Below are 22,102 nucleotides of genomic sequence, written 5' to 3'. Positions count from 1 at the left end.
AGAAGAGATGGCTGACGCCCGTCGGTAGGCGTGCAGCTATTGTCTTCGCAGTGCGTGTTCCGTTTGTAAGGCAATCGCGAGAACGGCGTCGTCGTGCAGTGCGGCGTGCCACAGCATCAGACCGACGGGCAACTCGCCGGCGGCATGGCAGGGCAGCGAAATGGCGCAGCCGTCGAGCATGTTGACGATCGACGGATTGCGCAGCAGCAGTGCGTTGATGCGAAAGAACTCGTCGTCGTGCTCGGCGCCCGGCGCCACGCTCGCGATGGGAGGCGCGGTGATCGGCACGGTCGGCGACAGCACGGCGTCGTAGGGCGCGAGCGCCGCTTCGACGCGGGCAATCCACGCGTGCCGGGCATTCAGGAGGTCGATGTATTCGTGCGCCTTCATGCCGGCGCCTTTGAGAATGCGCTGCGCAACGCGCGGGTCGTAGCCGGCGCCGCTGCGTTCCAGCAACAGCCGGTGCCAGGCATAAGACTCGGCCGCCGAAAAGCCGCCGGTGGCGTTGATGGCTTGCAGCTGCGCCAATTCCGGCAGCTCGATTTCCTCGATCTGGGCGCCGGCGGCGCGCAGTGCCCGCAGCGCGCCTTCGAAGGCGCGGGCCACGGCGGGCTCGATGTTGTCGAAAAACACGTTCTTCACCACGGCCAGCCGGTATGCGCCCAGAGCGGCTGCGCCGGCAGTCACGCGGCGCGCCGCGAGGATTTCGTGCGCGGTGACGGCATCCCGCACCGAACGCGTCATGGCGCAAACGGTGTCCAGGGTGGTCGACAGCGGCAGGGCGCCGTCGGCCGGAACGAGTCGGGCGGTGCTCTTGAAGCCCACGATGCCGTTCAGCGCCGCGGGAATGCGGATCGAGCCGCCGGTGTCGGAACCCAGCCCGATGAACGCCGCGCCGGTGGCAACCGAAATGGCGGCGCCGGAAGAAGAGCCTCCCGGAATGCGCGGCGTGACCGAGTCGCTCACATTGGCCGGGGTGCCGTGATGCGGGTTGACGCCCACGCCCGAGAAAGCAAACTCGGTCATGTTGGTGCGGCCGGTCAGCACGCCGCCCGCAGCGCGCAGCCGCGCCACGGCCACGGCATCCGCCTTGGCGGCCGGGGCGTGCGAAAGCACCACGGAGCCCGCGGGAGTGGGCTGTCCTTCGATGTCGAACAGGTCCTTGACGGTGAATGCAAGCCCGGAGAGCCTGCTTCGCAGCGCCGGCCGGTCGGCTTGCCGGCGCGCTTCGTCGAACAGCGTGCGGGTGAAAACGTGGTTGCACGCCGGGGATTCGGAAATCTCGATGGCGCGCTCCATTTCGGTGCGTGCATCGCTGCCGCCTGCCAGAAGGTTCAAACGGGCGGCGTGAAGGTCGTTCATGGGTGGGCTGCGAGGGCGCGGACGGCTCGGTTCCGGGGGGTGGAAAGGGGAAAGGACAGGACGGGCCGTGCTATACTCGTTGGGTTTCGCTGATCATGCGACGGCTCTCGCCGCACCCAGCCAGACACATTCGCAAACCGGCCCAATCAAGGTGTTGTGACTCCATTCGAAGGAGGCGCAAAACGGGCTGGATTTTAGACCCAACCTTTGGAGTAATTTCAATGTCGACCACCATGCGCGAAATGCTGGAAGCCGGTGTCCACTTCGGTCACCAAACCCGCTTCTGGAACCCCAAGATGGCCCCGTTCATCTTCGGCCATCGCAACAAGATCCACATCATCAACCTGGAAAAGTCGCTCCCGATGTTCCAGGACGCGATGAAGTACGCCAAGCAGCTCACCGCCAACCGCGGCACCATCCTCATGGTCGGCACCAAGCGCCAGGCTCGTGAAATCGTGGCTGCCGAAGCCCGCCGCGCCGGCGTGCCTTTTGTCGACACCCGCTGGCTCGGCGGCATGCTGACCAACTTCAAGACGGTCAAGACCTCGATCAAGCGCCTGAAGGACATGAAGGCCCAGCAAGAAGCCGGCCTCGAAAGCCTGAGCAAGAAAGAGCAACTCACGTTCACCCGTGAAATCGAGAAGCTCGAAAAGGACATCGGCGGCATCCAGGACATGACCGCGCTGCCCGACGCCATCTTCGTGATCGACGTGGGCTTCCACAAGATCGCCGTGGCAGAAGCCAAGAAGCTCGGCATTCCGCTGATCGGCGTGGTGGACTCCAACCACTCGCCCGAAGGCATCGACTACGTCATTCCCGGCAACGACGACTCGTCGAAGGCCGTCACGCTGTACGCCCGCGGCATCGCCGATGCGATCATCGAAGGCCGCAACAGCGCCACCGGTGACGTGGTCAAGGCCATCGCCGAAGGCAGCGACGAATTCGTCGAAGTCGAAGAGGGCGCCTCGGCCTGATCGAGTGCTCTCACGCGCCTGAAGAAGGGGCTTTGGTGCCCCTTTTTTTTAATCTGATTTTTTGGACACGGAGATAGAACAATGGCTGCAATCACCGCAAGCATGGTCGGCGAACTGCGCGCAAAGACCGACGCGCCCATGATGGAATGCAAGAAGGCCCTGACCGAGGCCGACGGCAACATGGAAAAGGCCGAAGAGCTGCTGCGCATCAAGCTCGGCAACAAGGCTGGCAAGGCTTCGGGCCGCATCACCGCCGAAGGCGTGGTCACGGCGTTTGTCGAAGGCTTGGCCGGCGGCATGATCGAAATCAACTGCGAAACCGACTTCGTCACCAAGAACGACAGCTTCCTGGCCATGGCCAACGCTGCGGCGATGCTGGTCGCCAAGAACAACCCCGCCGACATCGCTGCGCTCGGCGCGCTGCCCTATGAGCAGGACGGCTTCGGTCCCACGCTCGAAGACGTGCGCAAGGGCCTGATCGGCAAGATCGGCGAGAACATGAGCTTCCGCCGCTTCAAGCACTTTGCCGGCAACGGCAAGCTGGCTTCGTACCTGCACGGCACGCGCATCGGCGTGATGGTCGAGTTCGAGGGCGACGAAACGTCGGCCAAGGACGTGGCAATGCACATTGCCGCCATGAAGCCGGTCGCTATTTCGGCCGCCGACGTGCCTGCCGACCTGATCGAGAAAGAGCGCGCTGTTGCCGCCGGCAAGGCCGAGGAAGACCGCAAGACGGCCGAAGCCGAAGGCAAGAAGGCGCAGCCTGCCGACATCGTTGCCAAGCGCATCGAAGGCGGCGTGCAGAAGTACCTGAAGGAAGTCTCGCTGCACAACCAGCCGTTCGTGAAGAACGACAAGCAGACCGTCGAGCAGATGCTCAAGGCCGCTAACACCACCATCAAGGGCTTCACCCTTTACGTGGTTGGCGAAGGCATCGAAAAGAAGGTCGACGACTTCGCAGCCGAAGTGGCGGCGCAAGTTGCTGCCGCCAAGGCCGCCGCGTAAAAACTGTTACGCCCCAAAGCGACGGCGCACGTGCGTGTGCCGCCGCTTTTTCACCGCCTCGTTCTACACTCGCCCCCGCCAACCCAAGTAAGGAAATTGCCCATGTCTGATCCCCGTCCAGCCCACAAGCGAATCTTGTTGAAGCTGTCGGGTGAGGCGTTAATGGGAGACGATGCCTTTGGTATTAACCGTGCGACCATCGTCCGCATGGTCGAAGAGGTGGCCGAAGTGGTGAACATGGGCGTGGAAGTCGCCGTTGTCATCGGCGGCGGCAACATCTTCCGCGGTGTCGCGGGAGGCTCGGTCGGAATGGACCGCGCCACGGCCGACTACATGGGCATGCTGGCCACCGTGATGAACTCGCTGGCGCTGGCCGATGCCATGAACAAACAAGGGCTTGTGGCGCGCGTGATGTCCGCCATTGCCATCGAGCAGGTGGTCGAGCCCTACGTGCGGCCCAAGGCGCTGCAGTATCTCGAAGAAGGCAAGGTCGTGGTGTTTGCCGCGGGTACCGGCAATCCGTTCTTCACCACCGACACGGCCGCCGCACTGCGCGGTGCGGAAATCGGCGCCGAGCTGGTGCTCAAGGCGACCAAGGTCGACGGTGTCTACTCCGCCGACCCCAAGACCCATCCGGATGCAACGCGCTATTCCACGCTCACCTTCGACGAGGCAATCGCGCAAAATCTCGGCATCATGGACGCGACGGCCTTTGCGCTGTGCCGCGACCAGAAGCTGCCGATCAAGGTGTTCTCGATCTTCAAGAACGGCGCACTCAAGCGCGTCGTCATGGGCGAGGACGAAGGCACGCTGGTGCATGCCTGAGGAGTATTGAGATGACGACCCCTACCATTGCAGAAATTCGCAGCACGACCGATGCGAAGATGAACCAGTCGCTGGCTGCGTTCCAGAACAACCTCACCAAGATCCGTACCGGCCGCGCCAACTCCGCGCTGCTCGACTCGATCCATGTGGAGTACTACGGCTCGCAGGTTCCCCTGAGCCAGGTGGCCAACGTGTCGGTGCTCGACTCGCGCACCATCAGCGTCCAGCCCTGGGAAAAGGGCATGGGCGCCAAGATCGAAAAGGCCATCCGCGAAAGCGACCTGGGCCTGAACCCGGCGTCGATGGGCGACCTGATCCGCGTGCCGCTTCCCGCGATGAGCGAAGAGCGCCGCAAGGAGATGACCAAGCTGGTCCGCAACGAAGGCGAAAGCGCCAAGATCGCCACGCGCAACCTACGCCGTGACGCTAACGAAGCGGTCAAGAAGCTGGTCAAGGAAAAGCTCGCCTCCGAGGACGACCAGAAGCGCGCCGAGGCCGAGATCCAGAAGGTCACCGACCGCCACATTGCGGAAATCGACCGGCTGGTCGCGGCCAAGGAAGCGGAGATCATGGCCGTTTGAGGCTGCGCATGGCCTCGTCTTTGCCGCAGATTCCCCACCACATTGCCATCGTCATGGATGGCAACGGACGCTGGGCCACGCGGCGATTCCTGCCTCGCGTGGCAGGCCACAAGCAGGGCGTCGAGTCGCTGCGCCGATGCGTCAGGGCCTGTGTCGACCGCGGCGTGGGCGTTCTCACGGTGTTCGCGTTCTCGTCCGAAAACTGGAACCGGCCGCCTGAAGAGGTTTCGGGGCTCATGGAAATCATGGTCGGCGCGCTCGCGCGCGAGGTGCCCAAGCTGAGCCGTGACGGCGTGCGGCTGCACTTCGTCGGCGAACGGGCAGGGCTCTCCAAGAAAATGGTGCAAGGCCTGGTCGATGCCGAAGAGGCAACCGCGCAGAACACCAAGCTCGTCCTCAACGTCTGCTTCAACTACGGTGGCCGGTGGGACATTGCACGCGCGGCCGCCAAGCTGGCGGAGCAGGGCGAGCCGCTTACCGAAGCCAACCTCGATCGCGCCATGGCCCTGGCCCATGTGCCCGACCCCGACCTGCTCATTCGCACCGGCGGCGAGCAGCGCCTGTCGAACTTCCTGCTGTGGCAAAGCGCCTATGCGGAGCTTTTCTTCAGCAACAAGCTGTGGCCGGAGTTCGACGAAGCCGAGCTGGACGCGGGAATTGCCGCATTCCAGGTTCGCGAGCGCCGTTTCGGCAAGACTTCCGCGCAGGTCACGGCCGGCAGCGATTCCACCTCAGATCGCCAGTTGGCCTGACGGCCTTCAACGGCCCGAAATACCGCCGCATGCTCAAACAACGCATCCTCACGGCCATCGTCCTGCTGGCGATCTTGCTGCCGGCGCTCTTCTATCCGTCGCACGTTCCTTTTGCCTGCGTCATGCTGGTGCTGATCGGTGCCGCAGCCTGGGAATGGGGCCGCCTCAACGGATACGGGCAGCAACTGTCGGTGTTCCTTGGCCTGGAAACGGTGGCGCTTTGCGCGTTGTCGTGGTGGCTCGGATTGCTCGAGCGGCCACTCATGCTCATGTGGCTGCTGGCCAGCGCGGCCTGGGTGCTCGGTGGTGCCGCGCTGCTGCGCGTCGCAGTGCCGGGCTGGCCCCGGATTCCGCGCGGCCTGCGGCTGGTTGGCGGGTTGCTGGCGCTCTGGGTGGCGTGGCTCGCGGCCGTGCAGGCGCGCATGGTCGGCATCAACTTTCTGCTTTCCATTCTTGTGCTGGTCTGGGTGGCCGACGTCTTCGCGTATTTCGCGGGACGCGCCTTCGGCCTCAAGTTCACCCGCGGCAAGCTCGCACCCGCCATCAGCCCCGGCAAGAGCTGGGAAGGCGTGTGGGGCGGCATGGCGGGCGTGGTGGTGCTGGCCTTTGCGTGGGTCTGGGCCGACAGGGCGGCCGGCGCAACCGTGGCAAGCCTCTACACCCGGCTGCATGAGCGCGGCTGGTGGCTGCTGCTCGTGGGCGTGGTGTTCCTGGCCGCGATGAGCGTGGTCGGCGACCTGGTCGAATCGCTGATCAAGCGCAGTGCCGGCGCCAAGGACAGCAGCCGCCTGCTGCCGGGCCACGGCGGCGTGCTCGACCGCGTGGATGCCCTCTTGCCGGCGCTTCCCATCGCAATGATGCTGGCTTCCTTGTGAACACACCCAAACAACGCATCACGGTGCTGGGCTCGACCGGCTCGGTCGGGGTCAGCACGCTCGACGTCATCTCTCGGCACCCCGAGCGCTTCGAGGTTTTTGCACTCTCCGCAGCGACCAAGGTCGACGAGTTGCTGGCGCAATGCGCGCGGTTTTCGCCCCGTTTCGCGGTCATGGCCAGTGCGTCGCATGCGGCGCTGCTGGCGGAAAAGCTCGAACGGAACAATCTCCCGACGAGAGTCCTGAGCGGTCCTGATGCTATAGAAAAAATAGCATCTCACGAAGAGGTCGATGCCGTCATGGCCGCCATCGTGGGCGCTGCGGGCCTTGGGCCGTGCTTGGCTGCCGCGCGCGCCGGCAAGCGGCTTCTTCTGGCCAATAAAGAGGCGCTGGTGGTCGGCGGCGAGCTTTTCATGCGCACCGTGCACGAGGGCGGCGCCACGCTGCTGCCGATCGACAGCGAGCACTCGGCCATCTTCCAGTCGCTGCCTGAAGATCCGTCCACCTGGTCGCGGCGCATCGACAAGATCATCCTGACCGCTTCGGGCGGCCCGTTCCGCACGCGCGCGCCCGGCACCCTGGGCACGGTAACGCCTGAGCAGGCCTGTGCGCATCCGAACTGGGTCATGGGGCGCAAGATTTCGGTCGATTCCGCGACCATGATGAACAAGGCGCTCGAGGTGATCGAGGCCCGCCACCTGTTCGGCGTGCTGCCTGAACAGATCGAGGTGGTCATCCATCCGCAGAGCGTGGTGCATTCGATGGTCCAGTTCACCGATGCCTCGGTCATTGCGCAACTCGGCACGCCCGACATGCGCGTGCCCATTGCCGTCGGCCTGGCCTGGCCAGAGCGCATCGAAAGCGGGGCGGGGCGCCTGGACTTCCGCCAGATGGCGGCGCTGAGCTTTGATGCGCCCGATGCAGCGCTCTTCCCGGGCTTGGGCTTGGCCTGGCACGCGCTTCGCGCGGCCCCCGGGACCACGGCGGTGCTCAATGCAGCCAACGAAGTCGCAGTCGAGGCCTTTCTTGACCGGCGGCTTCGCTTCGATCGCATTCATGCGGTCAACATGGAAACTTTGGAAGCCATTTCTCCCTCCAAGCCCGCATCGCTGGCGGACCTGCTGGCGCTCGATGCCAGTGCCCGTGCGGCCGCCAATGCCGCGGCGCTGCGCTTTGCGGCCTGATACGCCGGACAACCGAGGACTCGGATGCTCACTGTCATAGCCTTTGTGGTTGCCATCGGCGTGCTGATTGCCGTGCACGAATACGGCCACTATCGCGTCGCCGTCGCTTGCGGCGTCAAGGTGCTGCGGTTCTCGGTCGGCTTCGGCAAGACGCTGTACCGTTGGCAGCCCAAGCGCCAGCATCCCGGCCAGTCGACCGAATTCGTCATCGGTGCATTCCCCCTTGGCGGCTACGTCAAGATGCTCGATGAGCGCGAAGGGCCGGTAGCACCCGAAGAACGGCACCGCGCCTTCAACACCCAGCCGCTGCGTGCGCGCGCGGCCATCGTCGCCGCCGGGCCTATCGCCAACCTGCTGCTCGCGGTGGTGCTCTATACAGCCGTCAACTGGATCGGCGTGGATGAGCCCGTCGCCAAGCTGGCCCGCCCCGTTGCGGCCTCGCTCGCGGAAGCCGCAGGCTTGCGCGGCGGTGAGCACATCACGCGCGCCGGCTTCGACGGCGACCTGGAGCCGGTGCAGTCGTTCGAAGACCTTCGCTGGCGCATGACGCGCGGCGCCCTCGACGGCCAGGACTTGACGCTTGAAATCGCAGGCGAGGGCGGCCGGCCCGAACGCCAGATCGTGCTGCCGCTGAGCCGCATGCAGGCCAAGGACGCCGACCCGCAGATGTTCCGCAAGATCGGCGTGCTCGCTCCGCTCACGCGTCCCGAGATCGGTGAGGTCATGGCGGGCAGCGCCGCAGAACGCGCCGGCCTGCGCAATGGCGATCTGGTCCGGGCCATCGGCAACACGCCCATCGTCGACGGTCAGCAATTGCGCGAGTTGATCCGGACTTCGATCGATGGCGATCAGCCGCGCGTTCAAACCTGGCAGGTGCAGCGCGGCGGCCAGCTGGTCGAGCTCGAAGTCAGGCCGGAGCTGCGTGAAGAGGCGGGCGTGAAGGTCGGCCGGATCGGCGCCTACGTGGGCGCGCCGCCCGAAATGGTCACGGTCCGGCAGGGCCCCGTCGATGGTGTCTGGCGCGGCATTGTGCGCACCTGGGAGGTCTCGGCGCTCACCGTCCGCATGATGGGCAAGATGGTCATCGGCGAAGCTTCGCTCAAGAACTTGAGCGGGCCGCTCACGATCGCCGACTATGCGGGCAAGTCCGCAAGCCTCGGGCTGACCCAGTACCTGGTGTTCCTTGCGCTGATCAGCGTGAGCCTGGGTGTGCTCAATCTCATGCCGCTGCCGGTCCTCGATGGGGGACACCTGATGTATTATCTTTGGGAGGGCCTGACCGGCAAGAGCGTCTCTGACGCTTGGATGGAACGGCTTCAGCGCGGCGGTGTCGCTTTGCTGCTGGTCATGATGTCGGTCGCACTTTTCAACGACGTCACGCGGCTCTTTGGTTAACTTTCTGCCGGCCCTTTCCGCGCCGGCCCAATTCACAGATGAACACAAACTTCAGTCGCTTTCGCCTGCGTAGCGTTGCCGCGGTAGTGGCCAGCGCCCTGGCGGCCACCGCAGCCTGGGCCGTCGAGCCTTTCACGGTGCGCGACATTCGCGTCGAAGGCTTGCAACGCGTGGAGCCCGGCACGATCTTCGCGTCGCTGCCGCTGCGTGTGGGCGATACCTACAGCGACGAACGCGGATCGGCCGCCATCCGCGCGCTGTTCGACCTGGGTTTGTTCAAGGACGTGCGCATCGACGTCAACGGCAACGTGCTGGTGGTGATCGTCGAAGAGCGGCCCACCATCGCTGACGTCGATTTCGTCGGCACCAAGGAATTCGACAAGGCCGCGCTCCAGAAGGCGCTGCGCGAAGTCGGCCTGACCGACGGCCGGCCCTACGACAAGGCCCTGGCCGACCGTGCCGAGCAGGAGCTCAAGCGCCAGTACGTGAGCCGCAGCCTCTACAACGCGCAGGTCGTGACCACGGTCACGCCCATCGAGCGCAACCGCGTCAACCTCACGTTCACCGTGATCGAGGGCGATTCGGCCCGCATCCGCGAAGTGCGCGTGGTCGGCAACAAGGCCTTCAGCGAATCGACGCTGCTGAGCCTGTTCGACCAGGACAGCGGCGGCTTCATGAGCTGGTACACCAAGTCGAACCAGTACTCGCGCACCAAGCTGAACGCCGACCTGGAAACGCTCCGCTCGTACTACATCACCCGCGGCTACCTCGAGTTCCGCATCGATTCGACCCAGGTGGCCATTTCGCCCGACCGGCAGGACCTGACGGTGACGGTGAACATCACCGAAGGTGAAAAATTCGTGGTGGCCGGCGTCAAACTCGACGGCAACTACCTCGGCCGCGACGAAGAGTTCAAGTCGCTCGTGACCATCAAGCCCGGCGAGCCGTACAACGGCGAGCAGGTCACCGAAACCACCAAGGCCTTCACCGACTATTTCGGCACCTTCGGCTACGCGTTTGCGCGCGTCCAGGCCCGTCCTGAAATCGACCGCGTCAACAACCGCGTGACGCTGACGCTGCAAGCTGAACCGTCGCGCCGCGTTTATGTGCGCCGCGTGGCCGTGGGCGGCAACGCCAAGACGCGCGACGAAGTGATCCGGCGCGAGTTCCGCCAGTTCGAAGCTTCGTGGTACGACGGCGACAAGATCAAGATCTCGCGCGACCGCGTGGACCGCCTCGGCTTCTTCACCGAAGTGAACGTCGAAACCCAGGAAATCCCGGGTTCGCCCGACCAGGTCGACCTGGTCGTGAACGTGGCGGAAAAGCCCACGGGTAGCCTGCAGCTCGGCGCCGGCTACTCCAGCGCCGAGAAGGTGGCCCTCACCTTCGGTATCTCGCAGGAGAACGTGTTCGGTTCGGGCAACTTCCTCGGCTTGCAGGTCAACACCAGCAAGTACAACCGCACGCTTTCGCTGACCACCACCGACCCGTACTTCACGCAGGACGGCATCTCGCGCACGGTGAGCGTCTATCACACCACGACGCGGCCGTACAACTACTCGGTCGACGGCGACTACAAGCTGGTCAACCAGGGCGCTTCGATCCGCTTTGGCGTGCCGTTCAGCGAAGTCGACACGGTCTTCTTCGGGGTCGGCCTCGAGCGCTACGCCTTCGACGCGCAGAGCTCGTTCGCCTTCCTTACGCCCAAGTCGTACCGCGACTACTTCCAGTGCAAGACCGACGCCAGCGGGCTGTTCGTCTCGCGATGCGACCAGGACAGCGTGTGGGGCGTGCCGCTGACCATCGGCTGGGGCCGCGACAACCGCGACAGCGCACTCGTTCCGACGAGCGGCCGCCTGCAGCGCGCCAACGTCGAGCTGGGCGTCGGTGGGGACATGAAGTACCTCAAGACGAGCTACCAGTACCAGCAGTTCTTCCCCATCAGCAAGCAGTACACCTTCGCGATCAACGGCGAAGTCGGCTACGGCAAGGCGTTCGGCGGCAAGACCTTCCCGATCTTCAAGAACTTCTATGCCGGTGGCCTGGGTTCGATCCGCGGTTTCGAGCAGAACTCGCTGGGCCCGCGCGACGCGCCGCTGCTTGGCCAGACCGAAGGCGCCGCCCTGGGCGGCACCAAGAAGGCGATCTTCAATGCCGAGCTCAGCACGCCGTTCCCCGGCGCCGGCAACGACCGCACTCTGCGCCTGTACGGCTTCTTCGACGTCGGCAATGTGTTCGGCTCGCGGGCCGAAGGCCTGACCGACGCCCAGTACAAGGCCCAGAAGAAGCTGCGCGCCTCTGTCGGCCTCGGCGTCAGCTGGATTTCGCCGCTCGGCCCGCTGCGCCTGGCCTACGCCTTCCCCATCAGGTCCCAGAAGGAAGTGGTGGATCCGGCGACCGGCTTCGTCACGATCCCGAAGGATAGAATTCAGCGCTTGCAATTCCAGATCGGAACTTCTTTCTAAATGACGCATTTGATCCGCGCCGCAGCTGGCGCGTTGTTGATCCCCGTTTTTGCGCTGGTTGCCGCGCCTGCTGCCCAGGCGCAGGAGACTTTTCGCATCGGATTCGTGAATCCGGACCGCGTGCTGCGCGAAGCCCAGCCTGCCAAGGCTGCGCAAGCCAAGCTCGAGTCCGAGTTCCTCAAGCGCGAGAAAGACCTCACGACGCAAGGCGAGGCCTTGAAGTCGGCCTCCGAAAGGTTCGAGCGCGAGGCGCCTACCTTGTCGGAAAGCCAGCGTACGGCACGCCAGCGCGCGCTGGTCGACCAGGACCGTGATTTCCAGCGCCGCCGCCGCGAGTTCCAGGAAGACCTCAATGCGCGCAAGAACGAAGAGCTCCAGCAGGTCTACGAGCGTGCCAACCGCGTGGTGAAGCAGGTGGCCGAGGCTGAAAAGTACGACGCCATCCTGCAGGAGGCGATCTACATCAATCCGAAGCACGACATCACGGACAAGGTGATCAAGGCGCTGAACGCCTCGACCACTTCTTCCGCGCCTGCGGGCGGCAAATAACGCCGCAAAAACGGCGTGGCATTGCAGCTCGGAGCCATTGTTGACGCCCTCGGGGGCGAGCTCCACGGGGACGCTGCGCTCTCCATCGAGCGGCTCGCGCCGCTTCAGAATGCGCAGCCCGATGCGCTCAGTTTCCTGAGCCATCCCAAATACCAGCAGGAACTGGCGGCATCCAAGGCCGCCTGCGTGATCGTTTCGCCGGCCATGCGCGAGGCGGCAGCGGCGCGCGGAGCGTTCATCGTCGCGGCCGATCCGTACCTCTACTTTGCGCGGCTCACCCAACTCTGGAAGGCGCACCATGCGCGCCCCGAAGCCGACCGCATCCATCCCTCCGCGGTCATCCACCCCGAAGCCCATGTGGACCCGACTGCGCGCATCGGCGCCTTGTGCGTGGTGGAGCGGGGTGCACGCATCGGAGCCGGCACGGTGCTGAAGTCGCGCGTGGCCATCAGCGAAGACTGCGTGGTCGGCGAGCGCTGCCTGCTGCATCCCGGCGTGGTGATCGGCGCCGACGGCTTTGGCTTGGCGCCGCACAAGGGAGAGTGGGTCAAGATCGAGCAGCTGGGCGCAGTGCGCATCGGCAACGACGTCGAGATCGGGGCCAACACCTGCATCGACCGCGGCGCGCTGGACGACACCGTCATCGAAGACGGCGTCAAGCTCGACAACCTCATCCAGATCGGCCACAACGTGCGCGTGGGCAAGCACACGGCCATGGCGGGCTGCGTCGGCGTGGCGGGCAGTGCCACCATCGGCGCGCACTGCACTTTCGGCGGCGGTGCCATCGTGCTGGGTCACCTGACCGTTGCCGATGGCGTGCACGTTTCGGCGGCCACGGTGGTCACACGCTCGATCCACAAGGCCGGCCAGTACACCGGCATGTTCCCCATCGACGACAATGCGAGCTGGGAAAAAAATGCTGCAACGCTCAAGCAGTTGCACAGCCTGCGCGAACGACTGAAGGCGCTGGAGAAGGCACCCCAGAAAGAATGAAGACGATGCAGGAACAGAAAATCATGACGACGACGCTCGATATCCATCAAATCCTCAAGCTGCTGCCCCACCGTTACCCGTTCCTGCTGGTGGATCGCGTGCTGGACATGGAAAAGGGCAAGCGCATCACGGCGCTCAAGAACGTGACGATGAACGAGCCGTTCTTCAACGGCCACTTTCCTCACCGTCCGGTCATGCCGGGCGTGCTGATGCTCGAAGCCATGGCACAGGCGGCGGCGCTGCTGTCGTTCCATTCGCTGGACATAGTGCCCGACGACAACACGGTCTACTACTTTGCCGCCATCGACGGTGCGCGCTTCAAGCGCCCCGTGGAGCCGGGCGACCAGCTCACGCTCGAAGTCGAAATCGAGCGCATGAAAGCCGGCATCTCCAAGTTCAAGGGCCGTGCCCTGGTGGGTGCAGAGCTCGCCTGCGAGGCGACGCTGATGTGCGCCATGCGCCAGATCAACTGATCTTGCGGCGGTTACAACAAGGCATGACGCAGGTTCATCCGACAGCGCTCATCGATCCGAAGGCAGAACTCGACGCCTCGGTTTCGGTCGGGCCGTACACCATCATCGGCCCTCATGTGCGGGTTGGCGCCGGGACGACCATCGGCGCGCATTGCGTGATCGAGGGCCGCACCACCATCGGCCGCGACAACCGGATCTTCCAGTTTTCGTCGCTGGGCGCCGTGCCGCAGGACAAGAAATACGCCGGCGAGCCGACCGAGCTGGTCATTGGCGACCGCAATGTCATTCGCGAGTTCTGCACCTTCAATCTCGGCGTGCCGGGGGCGGGCGGCATCACGCGCGTGGGCAACGACAACTGGATCATGGCGTACACGCACATCGCGCACGACTGCCGTGTCGACAACCACACCACCCTGGCCAACAACACCACGTTGGCCGGCCACGTGCATCTGGCCGACTGGGTCACGATCGGCGGGCTGACGGGCATTCACCAGTTCGTTTCGATCGGCGCGCACGCCATGGTGGGCTTTGCCAGTGCCGTGTCGCAGGACGTGCCTCCCTTCATGCTGGTCGACGGCAACCCGCTGGCGGTGCGCGGCTTCAACGTCGTGGGTCTGCGCCGGCGCGATTTTTCGGCATCCCGCCTTGCGGCGGTGAAGCAGATGCATCGCCTGCTGTACCGTCAGGGCAAGACGCTCGAAGAAGCGCGCGCCAGCATCAACGCATTGGCGGCCGAAACCCCTGAAGCGGCCGAGGACGTGGCGCTGATGGAGCGTTTTCTCTCCAATTCGACGCGCGGCATCGCGCGCTGAAGTAGAAGTCGCATGGGCAAGGACGAACAGCGAAGGTTCGCGCTGGTCGCGGGAGAGGCGTCCGGCGACCTGCTGGCCGGCCTGCTCCTGGACGGCCTGCAGGCGCGTTGGCCATCGCTCCAGACCGCCGGCATCGGCGGACCCCGAATGCTCGCGCACGGTTTCCAGAGCTGGTGGCCGCAAGAAAAACTCGCGGTGCGCGGCTATATCGAGGTGCTGCGCCACTATGCCGAAATTGCCGGCATCCGTCGTCAGCTCAAGGCACGGCTGCTGCGCGAGTGGCCCGAACTCTTCATTGGCGTGGACGCACCCGATTTCAACCTCGATCTCGAGGCCGGATTGCGCAGCCGCGGCATGAAGACGGTGCACTTCGTCTGTCCCTCCATTTGGGCCTGGCGCGCAGAACGCATCGAAAAAATCCGCGCTGCAGCCGACCATGTGCTGTGCATCTTTCCGTTCGAGCCCGCGCTGCTGGCGGAAAGGGGGGTGCAGGGCAGCTATGTCGGCCATCCGCTGGCCAACGTGATTCCGATGACGCCCGACCGGGTCGCCGCTCGTGCAGCGCTGGGTTTGGCGCCGGATGCGGAGGTCGTCGCCGTGCTGCCCGGCAGCCGCCGTTCGGAGGTGCGTTATCTGGCCGCGCGATTCTTCGCCGCCGCGGCGCAAATGCTCAAGGCAAGGCCGGCACTTCAGTTTGTCGCCCCCATCCTTCCGGGGCTCCGCGTCGAGGTCGAGGCCTTGTTGCAGGCCAGTGGCGCGGCGGGCCGGGTGAAGCTGCTCGATGGCCAGTCGCACGCCGCGCTGGCTGCGTGCGACGTGACGCTGATTGCCAGCGGCACCGCCACGCTCGAGGCAGCGCTGTTCAAGCGGCCGATGGTCATTGCGTACAACATGAACGCGCTCTCGTGGCGCCTGATGCAGCGCAAACAGCTCCAGCCCTGGGTCGGTTTGCCCAACATCCTGGCGCGCGAGTTCGTGGTGCCCGAGCTGCTGCAGGAGGCAGCCACGCCGGAGGCGCTGGCCCACGCCACGCTGGAATGGCTCGATGCACCTGAAAAAACCCGGGCGCTGCAACAAAAATTTTCAGAGCTGCACGTGCAACTGCAGCGCGATACGCCGACACTTTGCGCCGATGCGATCCAGAAAGTTCTTGAAGGCTGAGCAGGCGGCCCTGGTGTGGGACGCGCCGGGCCTTGTTGCGGGCGTGGACGAAGCGGGCCGCGGACCGCTGGCCGGCCCGGTGGTGGCCGCGGCCGTCATCCTGGACGACCAACGGCCGATTCGCGGACTGGCCGACTCCAAGACGCTCACGGCGCTCCAGCGCGAGCGCCTGCACGACCAGATTCTTGCAAAAGCGCTGTGCTGCTCGGTGGCGCAGGCCACGGTCGAGGAAATCGACACCCACAACATCCTGCAGGCCACGATGCTCGCGATGCGCCGCGCGGTGGAGGGGCTGCGCCTCAAGCCTGCGAAAGTGCTGGTCGATGGCAACCGCCTGCCGACGCTCGATGTGCTGGCCGAGGCCATCGTGAAGGGCGACGCGCGGGTCAAGGCGATCTCGGCTGCCTCCATCCTCGCCAAGGTCCACCGCGACCGCCTGTGCGAGCAACTGCACGTCGAATTTCCCCACTACGGCTTTGCCGGCCACAAGGGCTACGGCACGCCGGAGCATCTGGAGGCGCTGCTGCGCCATGGCGCCTGCGTTCACCACCGCCGCTCGTTCAGCCCGGTGGCCGCGGCCCTGGCACGTGCAGCCGGCGAGGCTGCCGCGCCGGCCGAAGCCTCCATGCCGCTCGCGGTGGCCGCCTCAACGGTCGAGACCGTGCATCTCGACTTGCGCACGGCGCCCTGAGATTCCCGACGCATGACCACTCCATCGGGCGCGAGCCACATCAGCTCGCGCGACAACCCGCTGCTCAAGGACTTGCGCAAGCTGGCCCAGGACCCCGGAGCCTACCGCAAGCTCGGCCGCGTGTGGCTGGAGGGCGATCACCTCTGCCGCGCGGCGCTCGCCAGGGGCATCAAGCCCGCCATCGCCGTTTTTTCAGAATCGTTCTGGCCGCAGTGTCCTGCCGAATGGGCGAGTGTTGCTATAAAAACCGTAGTGGTCGACGACGATCTCTTGCGCGGGGCCAGCGGACTGGAGTCGCCCGCGCCCATGGGTTTCGTGCTCGATCTGCCTGAGCGGCCGGCGCTGCTGCCCGACGCGCCCAGCGTCGTGCTCGACCGCCTCCAGGACGCCGGTAATGCCGGTTCCATCCTGCGCAGCGCGGCGGCTTTCGGGTTCAGGCAGGTGATTGCGCTCAAGGGCACGGCCGCGTTGTGGGCGCCCAAGGTGCTGCGGGCAGGCATGGGCGCCCATTTCGGCCTGCGGTTGATCGAAGGCGTGGAAGCCGATGCGCTCGACGAGTTGAAGGTGCCGCTGGTGGCCACCAGCTCGCACCGGGGCGAATGGCTGCACGAGGCCAGGCTGCCGCATCCCTGCGCCTGGCTCATGGGGCACGAGGGGCAGGGCGTTTCCGCGGCGCTGGAAGCCCGGGCAACGCACCACATCCGCATTGCGCAGCCCGGCGGCGAGGAATCGCTGAACGTGGCTGCCGCGGCCGCCATCTGCCTGCACGCGAGCGGCGCGGCCGGCCTTGCGCGGGTGAATTCCTGATTCCCGGACGCCATAAAGGCGTCGGCCTCGTATGTTTTCCGGCCTTTCAAGTCAGGAGGGTGACGCCGCCGGGCTACAATCGGGGGCTTACTCGCAATAGCGTCGCCCGGCCGCCTACAACGCCATCTTCCCCTTAAGCAGCAGTCCGCAGGCAACGCGCCTGGGGCTCCGGGCGACCGTAACCATCCGGAGAACCCAGTGCTTTTGTCTCTCAAGGGAAGTTTCCCGCCCGCCATCCTGGCGCTCGCAGACGGCACGGTCTTTCAAGGCAATTCGATCGGAGCCGCCGGCTCCACGACCGGTGAAGTGGTGTTCAACACCTCCATGACCGGTTACCAGGAAATCCTCACCGACCCGAGTTATTGCCAGCAGATCGTGACGCTCACGTATCCGCATATCGGCAACTACGGCGTCAATGGGGAAGACATCGAAGCCGACAAGATCCATGCCGCTGGCCTGATCATCAAAGACCTGCCGCTCGTCGCATCCAATTTCCGCAAGACCGCGACGCTGAACGAATACCTCGTGGCCGGCAAGACGGTGGCCATCGCGAACATCGACACCCGCAAGCTGACCCGCCACCTGCGCACCCATGGCGCGCAGAACGGCTGCATCCTCGGCCTGGCCGCGGGCGAAGCCGTGACGCAGGCGCTGATCGACAAGGCCATTGCCGCCGCCAAGGGCGCGCCCAACATGGCCGGGCTCGACCTGGCCAAGGTCGTGTCGGTGAAGCAGACCTACGAGTGGACCGAAACTGAGTGGAAGCTCGTGAACTCGAACGGCAAGCCGGGCTACGGCGTGCAGATCACGCCCAAGTTCCACGTGGTGGCGTTCGATTACGGCGTCAAGAAGAACATCCTGCGCATGATCGCGCAGCGCGGCGCCCGCATCACCGTGGTGCCGGCGCAAACGCCCGCCGCCGATGTGCTCAAGCTCAAACCCGACGGCATCTTCCTGGCCAACGGCCCGGGCGACCCGGAGCCTTGCGATTACGCCATCAGCGCGGTCAAGGAACTCATCGAGACCGGCATTCCGACCTTCGGCATCTGCCTGGGGCACCAGATCATGGCCCTGGCCTCGGGTGCGAAGACCTTCAAGATGAAGTTCGGCCACCACGGCGCGAACCATCCGGTGAAAGACCTGGACAACGGCCGCGTGAGCATCACCAGCCAGAACCACGGTTTCGCGGTCGACGAGAAGTCGCTGCCGGCCAACCTGCGCGCCACTCACATCAGCCTGTTCGACAACACGCTGCAGGGCCTTGCGCGCACCGACAAGCCGGCGTTCTGCTTCCAGGGCCACCCGGAAGCCTCGCCCGGCCCGCACGACATCGGCTACCTGTTCGACCGCTTCACCGCGCTCATGGAGCAGACACGTGGAGAGCAGGCACGTGGCTGATGCACCCGCGGTGCTCGACGTCTCGGTCATCGCCGCATTGCGCGATGCCGAGGGCAAGATCTATGTGCTGCGCGGCCTCAAGGTCATGCTGGCGCAGGACCTTGCCGCGCTCTATGGCGTCGAGACCCGCGTGTTGTTGCAGGCCATGCGCCGCAACCTCGATCGTTTTCCCGCGGACTTTGCCTTCACCCTCGAAAACCACGACCTCGAGAATTTGAGATCACAACTTGTGATCTCAAAAACCGAGAAGCCGGGTTCCGGCGGCGCGCGCTACCGCAGCGTGGCGTTCACCGAACAGGGCGTGGCCATGTTGTCGAGCGTGCTGCGCAGCGAACGCGCCGTGGCCGTCAACATCGAGATCATGCGTACCTTCGTCAAGCTGCGCAGCATGCTGTCGGAGCACGCCGATCTCAAGCGCAAGCTGAACGCGCTGGAACAGCGATACGACCAGAACTTTCGCGATGTATTCAACGCGATCCATCAACTGATGGATGAGCCGAAGCCGGGCGCCTACAGCGGCCGCGGCATCGGTTTCACCAAGGACAAATAAGATGCCCAAGCGCTCAGACCTCAAATCCATTCTCATCATCGGCGCCGGCCCGATCATCATCGGCCAGGCCTGCGAGTTCGACTACTCCGGCGTGCAGGCTTGCAAGGCTCTGCGCGAGGAGGGCTACAAGGTCATCCTGATCAACAGCAACCCCGCGACGATCATGACCGACCCGGCCACGGCCGACGTCACCTACATCGAGCCGATCACGTGGCAGACGGTCGAGAAGATCATCGCCAAGGAGCGCCCCGACGCGATCCTGCCGACCATGGGCGGCCAGACCGCGCTCAACTGCGCGCTCGACCTCTGGCGCAACGGCGTGCTCGAAAAGTACACCGGCGCAGCCACCAACAAGCCGGTCGAACTCATCGGCGCCACGCCCGAAGCCATCGACAAGGCCGAAGACCGCCTGAAGTTCAAGGACGCGATGACCAAGATCGGCCTCGGCTCGGCACGCTCCGGCATTGCCCACTCGATGGACGAAGCCTGGGCCGTGCAGAAGTCGGTCGGCTTCCCGACCGTGATCCGCCCCAGCTTCACGCTCGGTGGCACCGGCGGCGGCATTGCCTACAACCCGGAAGAGTTCGAGACCATCTGCAAGCGCGGCATCGAAGCTTCGCCCACCAACGAACTGCTGATCGAAGAATCGCTGCTCGGCTGGAAAGAGTACGAGATGGAAGTCGTGCGCGACAAAGCCGACAACTGCATCATCGTCTGCTCGATCGAAAACCTCGACCCGATGGGCGTGCACACCGGCGACTCGATCACCGTGGCACCCGCGCAGACGCTCTCCGACAAGGAATACCAGATCCTTCGCAACGCCTCGCTGGCCGTGCTGCGCGAGATCGGCGTGGATACCGGCGGTTCGAACGTGCAGTTCTCCATCAACCCGAAGGACGGCCGCATGGTCGTCATCGAGATGAACCCGCGCGTCTCGCGTTCGTCGGCACTGGCCTCCAAGGCCACGGGCTTCCCGATTGCCAAGGTCGCGGCCAAGCTGGCCGTGGGCTACACGCTCGACGAGCTGCGCAACGAAATCACGGGCGGCGCCACGCCCGCGTCGTTTGAACCGTCGATCGACTACGTAGTCACCAAGATTCCGCGCTTCGCCTTCGAGAAATTCCCGCAGGCCGATTCGCGTCTCACGACGCAGATGAAGTCCGTGGGCGAGGTGATGGCCATGGGCCGCACCTTCCAGGAGTCGTTCCAGAAGGCGCTGCGCGGCCTTGAAGTGGGTGTCGACGGCCTGAACGAGAAGACGCAAGACCGCGAAGTGCTCGAAAAGGAACTGGGCGAGCCGGGTCCCGAGCGCATCTGGTACGTGGGCGACGCCTTCGCCATGGGCCTGAGCGTCGATGAGGTGTTTGCGCTGACCAAGATCGACCCGTGGTTCCTGGTGCAGATCGAAGAGATCGTGAAGATCGAACTCGAGCTCGAAACCAAGTCGCTGGACGACATCGACAAGGACACGCTGCTCGCGCTCAAGAAGAAGGGCTTTTCCGATCGCCGCCTGGCCAAGCAGCTCAAGACCACCGACACCGCCATTCGCGAGAAGCGCCGCGCGCTGGGCGTGCGCCCGGTCTACAAGCGCGTGGACACCTGCGCGGCCGAGTTCGCGACCAACACGGCCTACATGTACTCGACCTACGAGGACGAGTGCGAAGCCGACCCGACGGACAAGAAGAAGATCATGGTGCTCGGCGGCGGTCCCAACCGCATTGGCCAGGGCATCGAGTTCGACTACTGCTGCGTGCATGCCGCGCTCGCCATGCGCGAGGACGGCTACGAGACCATCATGGTCAACTGCAACCCGGAGACCGTGTCGACCGACTACGACACCTCCGACCGCCTGTACTTCGAGCCGCTCACGCTCGAAGACGTGCTCGAGATCGTCGACAAGGAAAAGCCGCTCGGCGTGATCGTGCAGTACGGCGGCCAGACGCCGCTCAAGCTCGCACTCGATCTCGAAGCCAACGGCGTGCCGATCATCGGCACCTCGCCCGACATGATCGACGCGGCCGAAGACCGCGAGCGTTTCCAGAAGCTGCTGCATGAGCTCAAGCTGCTGCAACCGCCGAACGCCACCGCGCGCACCGAATCCGAGGCGCTCGAAAAGGCCGCCGCACTGGGCTATCCGCTGGTGGTGCGCCCGAGCTATGTGCTCGGCGGCCGCGCGATGGAAATCGTGCACGAGCAGCGCGACCTCGAGCGCTACATGCGCGAAGCGGTCAAGGTGAGCAACGACTCGCCGGTGCTGCTCGACCGCTTCCTGAACGATGCCGTCGAGTGCGACGTCGACTGCTTGCGCGATGCCGAGGGCCAGACCCTGATCGGCGGCGTGATGGAGCACATCGAGCAAGCCGGCGTGCACTCGGGCGACTCCGCCTGCTCGCTGCCGCCCTACAGCCTGAGCGCCGAGACCATTGCAGAGCTGAAGCGCCAGAGCGCCGCCATGGCCGCCGCGCTCAACGTGGTCGGCCTGATGAACGTGCAGTTCGCCATCCAGCAGAAGGACGGCAAGGACGTCATCTACGTGCTCGAAGTGAACCCGCGTGCGTCGCGCACCGTGCCTTACGTGAGCAAGGCCACGGGCATCCAGCTCGCCAAGGTGGCGGCACGCTGCATGGCCGGCCAGTCGCTCAAGTCGCAGGGTGTGACCAAGGAAGTGACGCCGCCTTACTTCAGCGTGAAGGAGGCCGTGTTCCCGTTCGTCAAGTTCCCGGGCGTCGACACCATCCTCGGCCCCGAGATGAAGTCGACCGGCGAAGTGATGGGGGTGGGCAAGACCTTCGGCGAAGCCTTCGTGAAGTCGCAGCTGGGCGCGGGCACGCACCTGCCGAAGTCGGGCAAGGTCTTCATCTCGGTGAAGAACAACGACAAGGCGCGCGCGGTGGAAGTGGCGCGCGGCCTGGTCAAGCTGGGCTTCGAGATCATCGCCACCAAGGGCACGGCCGCCGCCATCGGTGCTGCGGGCATCGAATGCGCAACGGTGAACAAGGTGACCGAAGGCCGCCCGCACATCGTGGACATGATCAAGAACAACGAGATCGCCTTGGTCATCAACACGGTGGAAGAGCGCCGCAACGCGATCAACGACTCGCGGCAGATCCGCACCTCGGCGCTGCTCGCGCGCGTGACCACCTTCACCACCATCTTTGGTGCCGAAGCCGCGGTCGAAGGCATGGGCTTCATGGACGAGCTCGGCGTGATCTCGGTGCAGGAGATGCACGCGCAGCTGGCAGCCGCCTGA

Annotated in this window: 20 protein-coding genes; 19 read left to right on the top strand and 1 reads right to left on the bottom strand. The window is 64.9% G+C overall.

The features are described 5' to 3' along the window. Positions 1-36: 36 nt before the first annotated feature. Positions 37-1,362: an amidase gene (locus tag V9L20_RS18085; RefSeq protein ID WP_337297641.1), complete on the bottom strand. Its 1,326-nt coding sequence runs from the start codon at positions 1,360-1,362 to the stop codon at positions 37-39. 221 nt (positions 1,363-1,583) lie between these two features. On the opposite strand from V9L20_RS18085, the gene rpsB reads away from it, so the two are divergent. The 19 genes from rpsB (at position 1,584) to carB (ending at position 22,102) form a co-directional block, all read left to right on the top strand. Then, on the top strand, positions 1,584-2,336 hold the full coding sequence (gene rpsB, locus V9L20_RS18080) for a 30S ribosomal protein S2 (protein WP_126749808.1): 753 nt from the start codon (positions 1,584-1,586) through the stop codon (positions 2,334-2,336). Positions 2,337-2,417: 81 nt separating this feature from the next. Further along, positions 2,418-3,341: a translation elongation factor Ts gene (gene tsf / locus V9L20_RS18075; RefSeq protein ID WP_337297640.1), complete on the top strand. Its 924-nt coding sequence runs from the start codon at positions 2,418-2,420 to the stop codon at positions 3,339-3,341. A gap of 102 nt (positions 3,342-3,443) precedes the next feature. Next, positions 3,444-4,166 (top strand): UMP kinase, encoded by a 723-nt coding sequence (pyrH, locus tag V9L20_RS18070; protein WP_012747709.1) that lies wholly within the window; start codon positions 3,444-3,446, stop codon positions 4,164-4,166. A gap of 11 nt (positions 4,167-4,177) precedes the next feature. After that, entirely contained in the window at positions 4,178-4,747 is a 570-nt protein-coding gene (gene frr, locus V9L20_RS18065) for a ribosome recycling factor (RefSeq protein WP_126749810.1), read from the top strand. 8 nt (positions 4,748-4,755) lie between these two features. Beyond that, positions 4,756-5,499: a polyprenyl diphosphate synthase gene (gene uppS / locus V9L20_RS18060; RefSeq protein WP_337297639.1), complete on the top strand. Its 744-nt coding sequence runs from the start codon at positions 4,756-4,758 to the stop codon at positions 5,497-5,499. A 29-nt stretch (positions 5,500-5,528) separates the two neighbouring features. After that, positions 5,529-6,374: a phosphatidate cytidylyltransferase gene (locus V9L20_RS18055; RefSeq protein WP_258506680.1), complete on the top strand. Its 846-nt coding sequence runs from the start codon at positions 5,529-5,531 to the stop codon at positions 6,372-6,374. Beyond that, complete coding sequence (gene ispC, locus V9L20_RS18050; protein WP_337297638.1) at positions 6,371-7,558, top strand: 1-deoxy-D-xylulose-5-phosphate reductoisomerase; 1,188 nt, start codon at positions 6,371-6,373, stop codon at positions 7,556-7,558. The genes V9L20_RS18055 and ispC overlap by 4 nt, the downstream gene beginning before the upstream one ends. A gap of 24 nt (positions 7,559-7,582) precedes the next feature. Continuing rightward, entirely contained in the window at positions 7,583-8,953 is a 1,371-nt protein-coding gene (gene rseP, locus V9L20_RS18045; protein WP_337297637.1) for an RIP metalloprotease RseP, read from the top strand. A 38-nt stretch (positions 8,954-8,991) separates the two neighbouring features. Continuing rightward, a complete protein-coding gene (gene bamA / locus V9L20_RS18040; protein ID WP_337297636.1) occupies positions 8,992-11,418 on the top strand; it encodes an outer membrane protein assembly factor BamA in 2,427 nt (808 codons plus the stop codon). Beyond that, on the top strand, positions 11,419-11,967 hold the full coding sequence (locus V9L20_RS18035) for an OmpH family outer membrane protein (RefSeq protein ID WP_126749816.1): 549 nt from the start codon (positions 11,419-11,421) through the stop codon (positions 11,965-11,967). 15 nt (positions 11,968-11,982) lie between these two features. After that, complete coding sequence (gene lpxD, locus V9L20_RS18030; RefSeq protein ID WP_337297635.1) at positions 11,983-12,960, top strand: UDP-3-O-(3-hydroxymyristoyl)glucosamine N-acyltransferase; 978 nt, start codon at positions 11,983-11,985, stop codon at positions 12,958-12,960. Positions 12,961-12,983: 23 nt separating this feature from the next. Next, on the top strand, positions 12,984-13,433 hold the full coding sequence (gene fabZ / locus V9L20_RS18025; RefSeq protein ID WP_157614172.1) for a 3-hydroxyacyl-ACP dehydratase FabZ: 450 nt from the start codon (positions 12,984-12,986) through the stop codon (positions 13,431-13,433). A 23-nt stretch (positions 13,434-13,456) separates the two neighbouring features. Continuing rightward, positions 13,457-14,245, top strand: a complete 789-nt coding sequence (gene lpxA / locus V9L20_RS18020) for an acyl-ACP--UDP-N-acetylglucosamine O-acyltransferase (RefSeq protein ID WP_337297634.1) — start codon at positions 13,457-13,459, stop codon at positions 14,243-14,245. Positions 14,246-14,257: 12 nt separating this feature from the next. Then, on the top strand, positions 14,258-15,406 hold the full coding sequence (gene lpxB, locus V9L20_RS18015) for a lipid-A-disaccharide synthase (RefSeq protein ID WP_337297633.1): 1,149 nt from the start codon (positions 14,258-14,260) through the stop codon (positions 15,404-15,406). Continuing rightward, a complete protein-coding gene (gene rnhB / locus V9L20_RS18010) occupies positions 15,378-16,097 on the top strand; it encodes a ribonuclease HII (protein WP_337297632.1) in 720 nt (239 codons plus the stop codon). Before lpxB ends, rnhB begins: the two co-directional genes overlap by 29 nt. A gap of 12 nt (positions 16,098-16,109) precedes the next feature. Further along, positions 16,110-16,904: a TrmH family RNA methyltransferase gene (locus V9L20_RS18005; RefSeq protein WP_258506667.1), complete on the top strand. Its 795-nt coding sequence runs from the start codon at positions 16,110-16,112 to the stop codon at positions 16,902-16,904. Positions 16,905-17,102: 198 nt separating this feature from the next. Next, positions 17,103-18,302, top strand: a complete 1,200-nt coding sequence (gene carA, locus V9L20_RS18000; RefSeq protein ID WP_337297631.1) for a glutamine-hydrolyzing carbamoyl-phosphate synthase small subunit — start codon at positions 17,103-17,105, stop codon at positions 18,300-18,302. Next, a complete protein-coding gene (locus tag V9L20_RS17995) occupies positions 18,295-18,852 on the top strand; it encodes an ORF6N domain-containing protein (protein ID WP_337297630.1) in 558 nt (185 codons plus the stop codon). The genes carA and V9L20_RS17995 overlap by 8 nt, the downstream gene beginning before the upstream one ends. Before the next feature lies 1 nt (position 18,853). Further along, entirely contained in the window at positions 18,854-22,102 is a 3,249-nt protein-coding gene (gene carB, locus V9L20_RS17990) for a carbamoyl-phosphate synthase large subunit (protein ID WP_258506662.1), read from the top strand.

The sequence above is a fragment of the Variovorax sp. CCNWLW225 genome (genome assembly GCF_037204045.1).
GTDB lineage: Bacteria > Pseudomonadota > Gammaproteobacteria > Burkholderiales > Burkholderiaceae_C > Variovorax.
Note: the sequence above shows the minus strand (reverse complement) of the source record. Positions and strands in the feature narration are given on the sequence as shown.

Bases quoted from the DNA above. Each gene is read 5' to 3' on its own strand.
- V9L20_RS18085 (WP_337297641.1), bottom strand. From the start codon at position 1,362: ATGAACGACCTTCACGCCGCCCGTTTGAACCTTCTGGCAGGCGGCAGC.
- rpsB (WP_126749808.1), top strand. From the start codon at position 1,584: ATGTCGACCACCATGCGCGAAATGCTGGAAGCCGGTGTCCACTTCGGT.
- tsf (WP_337297640.1), top strand. From the start codon at position 2,418: ATGGCTGCAATCACCGCAAGCATGGTCGGCGAACTGCGCGCAAAGACC.
- pyrH (WP_012747709.1), top strand. From the start codon at position 3,444: ATGTCTGATCCCCGTCCAGCCCACAAGCGAATCTTGTTGAAGCTGTCG.
- frr (WP_126749810.1), top strand. From the start codon at position 4,178: ATGACGACCCCTACCATTGCAGAAATTCGCAGCACGACCGATGCGAAG.
- uppS (WP_337297639.1), top strand. From the start codon at position 4,756: ATGGCCTCGTCTTTGCCGCAGATTCCCCACCACATTGCCATCGTCATG.
- V9L20_RS18055 (WP_258506680.1), top strand. From the start codon at position 5,529: ATGCTCAAACAACGCATCCTCACGGCCATCGTCCTGCTGGCGATCTTG.
- rseP (WP_337297637.1), top strand. From the start codon at position 7,583: ATGCTCACTGTCATAGCCTTTGTGGTTGCCATCGGCGTGCTGATTGCC.
- bamA (WP_337297636.1), top strand. From the start codon at position 8,992: ATGAACACAAACTTCAGTCGCTTTCGCCTGCGTAGCGTTGCCGCGGTA.
- V9L20_RS18035 (WP_126749816.1), top strand. From the start codon at position 11,419: ATGACGCATTTGATCCGCGCCGCAGCTGGCGCGTTGTTGATCCCCGTT.
- fabZ (WP_157614172.1), top strand. From the start codon at position 12,984: ATGACGACGACGCTCGATATCCATCAAATCCTCAAGCTGCTGCCCCAC.
- lpxA (WP_337297634.1), top strand. From the start codon at position 13,457: ATGACGCAGGTTCATCCGACAGCGCTCATCGATCCGAAGGCAGAACTC.
- lpxB (WP_337297633.1), top strand. From the start codon at position 14,258: ATGGGCAAGGACGAACAGCGAAGGTTCGCGCTGGTCGCGGGAGAGGCG.
- rnhB (WP_337297632.1), top strand. From the start codon at position 15,378: ATGCGATCCAGAAAGTTCTTGAAGGCTGAGCAGGCGGCCCTGGTGTGG.
- V9L20_RS18005 (WP_258506667.1), top strand. From the start codon at position 16,110: ATGACCACTCCATCGGGCGCGAGCCACATCAGCTCGCGCGACAACCCG.
- carB (WP_258506662.1), top strand. From the start codon at position 18,854: ATGCCCAAGCGCTCAGACCTCAAATCCATTCTCATCATCGGCGCCGGC.